Annotated in this window: 5 protein-coding genes; 2 read left to right on the top strand and 3 right to left on the bottom strand. The window is 43.9% G+C overall.

The features are described 5' to 3' along the window. Window positions 1-539: 539 nt before the first annotated feature. The gene (locus F6K52_RS32025; protein ID WP_293088429.1) at window positions 540-992 is read left to right on the top strand and encodes a helix-turn-helix domain-containing protein; all 453 of its coding nucleotides are present in this window, start codon (window positions 540-542) and stop codon (window positions 990-992) included. Window positions 993-999: 7 nt separating this feature from the next. Here F6K52_RS32025 and sbcD read toward each other — a convergent pair whose 3' ends face one another. Both sbcD and F6K52_RS32015 read right to left on the bottom strand, forming a co-directional pair. Next, window positions 1,000-2,223, bottom strand: a complete 1,224-nt coding sequence (sbcD, locus tag F6K52_RS32020; protein ID WP_293088427.1) for an exonuclease subunit SbcD — start codon at window positions 2,221-2,223, stop codon at window positions 1,000-1,002. A 122-nt stretch (window positions 2,224-2,345) separates the two neighbouring features. Next, window positions 2,346-2,870 carry a hypothetical protein gene (locus F6K52_RS32015; RefSeq protein ID WP_293088425.1) on the bottom strand — a complete coding sequence of 175 codons (525 nt, stop codon included), beginning with the start codon at window positions 2,868-2,870 and terminating at the stop codon, window positions 2,346-2,348. Between the two features lie 24 nt (window positions 2,871-2,894). Between F6K52_RS32015 and F6K52_RS32010 the strand changes: the two genes are divergently transcribed. Beyond that, window positions 2,895-3,068, top strand: coding sequence for a hypothetical protein (locus F6K52_RS32010; protein ID WP_293088423.1), 174 nt, complete (start codon window positions 2,895-2,897; stop codon window positions 3,066-3,068). A gap of 138 nt (window positions 3,069-3,206) precedes the next feature. Here the strand turns inward: F6K52_RS32010 and glyS are convergent. After that, the coding region (gene glyS, locus F6K52_RS32005; RefSeq protein ID WP_293088420.1) for a glycine--tRNA ligase subunit beta at window positions 3,207-5,161 on the bottom strand (1,955 nt) is incomplete at its 5' end.

Raw genomic sequence — 5,161 nt, 5'->3', positions numbered from 1 at the left:
TTCAGTTCTTTGAGGGTGGACACAGGGTTTTTCTTAGCACCAGCTCCTATGCTGGTGCTATTGGTTGAACTTGAGGGTTGGTGGGGAATGGGCAGTGCTGTCATTGCATCAGGTGTTAGGAGCGTTACCAGTTATGCTGCACAAACCATCAGGTTAATCAGGAGTTAGAACAGATGTCTACTCAGGTTTTGTCAAGCAGCTGTTGCTGAAACTGTTGACCTGTGAAGCCTACGATGGCTGACCCTGGATCTTCACGGTAGTTTTGCTTAGGTATTGATTCAACCATGTAGGATAACTAGCGCAACAGTATGGCATCCTACAGTAGCACTGATTGCCATTTTTAGCTATTCCAAAAGTCCCAACCAATTATTCCAACTGACCTGATTTGTCTAATGATAGCCCTAATTACACTCAATGTTATTAAGGGAATCTTCTGAGTGCTGAGGGCTGATGCATTAATTAATAGAACCCCATGATTTGGCATTCCACAAATTTTATATTATTATAGTTTTATCGGAATAGTTAAAAATAATTAACTGATGAACAAGTGTGTTAGTACTACTGAAGCGGCATCTCTGTTAGGAATTTCCTCTAGACGATTGCGACAACTCCTAAGCTCTGGCCGGGTCAGAGGTGCTTATAAAAGCGGTAAATTCTGGATTATTCCCCTGTTTAATAATCTGCCTCAAATTACCAGAGGCAGACGTGGCCCAAAGGGTAAGTGGCGTAAAAATCGTCCTCCGGCTCTAGCTAAGATCAATGTCAACCGCAATCACATTGGCTCGAATATGCACAAAAGTCCCAAAGACCGGAAGCCAGTGATTTCAGTAAAACGAAGCGGCAACAATCTATACGGCAACCAAGTAGAAATCCTCGGTCCTTGTCGGATTGTCTATCAGCCAGATCACCCACTCGATTGTGGCGCTCGTCTGTGGATTGAAACCTTCAGTGATGTTCACTTCATCGGTGGCAGTTTTCCTGCGAATAGCTAATTACCAGTTACCGATTTTTCTCTAATAGGCATTCTGCCGCTTCTAGCATATCTGCAGCAATATCTCTGAGGTCTTGCCGATTCTCTAGATATGTAGATAAGGCATCCATGGGATCAATACTGTTACCTATACCCAGTTCCGGCAAGCGGGGACGAGCTAGCTGGCTGACTAATTCTGGACGAATGGTATAGTGGTGGGCTGGCCTCAAGGATTCATGTATGGCAGTATTGTCAATTAGGTCGAGCTGCTCAGAACGTAGCTTGTAAATCAGCCGGACTATAGCGTCTTTAATAGTTTCGTTACCAATAGCGTTTAGTAAAGTACTTTGGGGATCATCTGCTTCAGCAAGATTAACCTCAATGGTACGGAAAGGTCGTACTGACAAGGGACAAAATTCCCACTGAACATGACCTTTGGACACCTCAATCATGACATAACCTTTGTCTTCCTTCTCTTCACTGAAATCGACCCGTTCAATGCTGCCAGGGTAAATGACTGGCGGGTCATTGGAGTTGTTGAGATTCTGGTGTTGGTGGATGTGTCCTAAAGCTACATAATCAAAGCAGGGTCGAGTCAGCAGCGAGAGCGGAATAGTAAAACCTTTACCAACGGCTAGGAAGCGCTCTGCACCAAATCTAGCTTGGTCTGCCATTAAATGACCTAACAAGACCGTTGGCAGGTTTGGGTCAAGTTTACGAATTTCTGCTTCTAAGATTGGCTCAAGCCGTGAGATCAGGAGTTGGTTAACCTCGGCTAGGGTTAAACCTTCGGTGTCTGGGCGACTAAGAAGAGTGGAGTTGGTTAGCCACGGTAGAGTAATCACCTGTACTAGACCATTGTCGGTTTGAATCTTATGAGTTTCGATGCTATCCCCTACTACAAATCCAGGCACACCTAAGGTACGATAAATACATAAGCTAGCACCTCCCTGTCCTTGGGAGTGTTGGTCGTGATTTCCTACTAATAAAACTGTAGGAATGTTTGCATCTACTAAGCGGCGAAATTGATTGGCAAAGGCTTCTTGAACATAGGGTGGTGGTGTGGCATCGGGAAAGGCATCACCGCCAAAAAGAACTAAATCCACAGGTTCGGTAATGGCTCGGTCAATACATTTAGCTAGGGTATTGACAAAATCTTCTAAACGTGTGTTGATTCCAGTAGCAGGGTTGATTCGTCCATGGGAGAAGCCGCTACCCATGTGGATATCAGATAGGTGAAGAATTTTTATCATTGGCCATGATATATAATTTCGATGTGATAGATGAACATACTCTGTCAGGGAAAGGCAAGAGGCAATAGCCAAAAGGCAATAGGATAAGCCATGTTGCTCAAAGGTTGCTAAAAATGTATGGGTTATTCATCAAGAATTTCAGATAGAGCTTCATGGATGACCTGTTTTTGATCAGAATCGTATCTCCAGCGCTGGAGAAATTCTTGGTAGTGGCCAACTCCGGTAAGGGCGCTTTGCCTTAACTGTTGGGCAATGTCAAACAGGCTTGGCATATTTAGTTGTTTAATGAGATTAGCACTACGCGATCGCACTCGGTCTGATCCTTGAGCCATGTCTTCTTTACCATTGCGACGGTGGTTCAATGCCATTGCCGCTGACATAGCTAAATTTTTGACTAACAGTTCCGCTACGATTTCCGGGGATGACTCTAGGGCTGTGATCACCTCTGGTGAAGGATTGTCGGCTAAGGTGCTGTCACTGGTAAGGTAGGTGACAAAGAAGCCTCTTGCACCATTTTTGGTTTTAACTAAGGATGCGATCGCATCGGTAATTTCTGGCGATTTTAGTTCCCCTGTTGCCATTTTGGTCATTATCGATTCGGTGAATGCGATCGCATCATCAAAGGTTACGGTTTCTAGAATTTCCATGGCAATTCAGAGGCTAGCTCAATCGTGGGTCAGTTTCAATTTGAGCACAATTTTCACAAAACCGCAGATAGAGCGTTTACTATAAATCCTCTAAAGCTATCAGCGGTCAGCGGTCAGTGGTCAGTGGTCAGTGGTCAGCGGTCAGCGGTCAGCGGTCAGCGGTCAGCCTTCAGCTCATTACTGATTACTGATTACTAATTATTCATTACTGATAGCTGATAGCTGATAGCTGATAGCTGAACGCGCACGCGTGCGCGTAGCGCATATGCTGAACGCGCACGCGTGCGCTTAGCGCATATGCTGTTCGCGTAGCGCATATACTTATCAATCGAAATCCTAACTCTTGACAATCGCTCCAAAATCTGCAAGCACACGAGCATGATTCCGCAACAATCCCAACAAATTCAAGCGATTACTGCGAATATTGGGGTCAGGATCCATCACCAATACACTCTGGTCACCATCAAAGAAAGTGCTAACCGTAGGAGCAATCTCTTCTAGTGCTTCCACTAATTTTTGATAATCTCGCTCTTCCTGAGAAGCTTTAATTTTCGGCACTAATTCCACGAGGGCATCATAAAATGCTTGCTCACAAGATTTCTGGAAGTATTCCGGAGTCACTACTGTTGTTGGTTGTAACTGTTTGGTATCTAAATCTCCTTTTTTAGCTAAACGAGCTGAACGGTTGACAGTTTCATAGATTTTATCCAGGGTACCATTATCTCGGATAGACTGAAGAAATAAAGCGCGATCGCGTACATCTAACACATCAATTAATGCCCTGTTTTGATACTCGGTATCATCTTCTACTAACACAGCATTCACTAAATCATAGTCAATTTTGTTTTCTTCTTGGAGCAGAGTGCGAATCCGTTGTAAGAAAAATTCCTGTAATGACTCTATTGGTGAATTCTTGTCTGGATAAGCAGCTACAAAATCTGCAGCAATATCTTGTAGCAACTGTTGGAGATTAATCGGTAAGTTGGCATCCCAGGTAATGTTGATAATCCCATTAGCCGCACGACGTAGAGCAAAGGGGTCAGAAGAGCCTGTGGGTAACATACCTAAACCAAAGATACTGACTAAAGTATCTAGCCTGTCTGCTAATGCTACTACTTGCCCAGTAAGGTTTTTAGGTAAAGAATCCCCTGCACCTTTCGGTAAATAATGCTCAAAAATTGCTGTTGCGACTTGCTCAGATTCCCCACTAGCAACGGCATACTTTTGTCCCATTACCCCTTGTAATTCAGGAAATTCATAGACCATTTGGGTAACCAAGTCTGCTTTACACAGTAAGGCCGCTCTTTGAATCTGAGTAATCCCCTCTGCTGAGATTAGATTAGGAGAGTGTTGACGTAACTGGTCAGTAATTTGACTCGCTATCTTTTCTATTCTACCGACCTTTTGGCGTACTGAACCTAAATCTTCCTGAAAAGTGACTTTTTCCAGTTGGGGTAAATAGCTTTCTAAGGGTGAATCGATATCAGTTTTGTAGAAAAACTGTCCATCGGCTAGCCTTGCTCGGATTACCCGTTCGTTGCCAGTAGCAATAATTTCGGATTTAGCAGGGTCACCGTTACCAATAGTAATAAAATAGGGGATAAGTTCAGTAGCTGATTCGGTTTTGAATACTGGGAAGTAGCGCTGATGAGACACCATCTCTGTGGTGACCACTTCTTGTGGTAAATTCAAGAATTCTGAGGAAAATTTACCCACTACTGCTGTCGGCCATTCCACTAAATTAGTGACTTCTTCCCATAACTCAGGGTATAGAGGAGTATAACCACCTAACTCTTTAGCTGCTGATTCTACTTGTGATTTGATTGTCTCCCGACGTGTTTCAGAGTTGACCTCTACATAAGCATTGCGCAAATAGGACTGATAATCTGTAGCTTGGGGAATCTCTACCGGTTTGGGAGACAAGATCCGATGACCACTGGAAATGCGATCGCTTTTTACAGTCTCGGCATTATTATCTAACTCTACCGGTAGCACTACATCATCTAAAAGTGTTACTAGCCAGCGAATGGGACGGGGAAATTTTAAATCTCCATTCGCCCAGCGCATGAATCGTCTACCTTCCAATCCAAATATCCATTGGGGAATCAGTTCCGTTAAAATTTCCGTAGCGGGGCGACCGGATATCTGTTTCTGAACAAAGACAAATTCTCCTTTCTCCGTATCTCTGAGGAATAGATTATCTACCTCTACCCCCTGTTTACGGGCAAACCCAAGTGCTGCTTTAGTAGGTTCACCATCCTTAAACGCTGCCTTAGCTGGTGGTCCTTTAA

The organism is Moorena sp. SIO3H5 (assembly GCF_010692395.1).
Classification (GTDB): Bacteria; Cyanobacteriota; Cyanobacteriia; order Cyanobacteriales; family Coleofasciculaceae; genus Moorena.
Note: the sequence above shows the minus strand (reverse complement) of the source record. Positions and strands in the feature narration are given on the sequence as shown.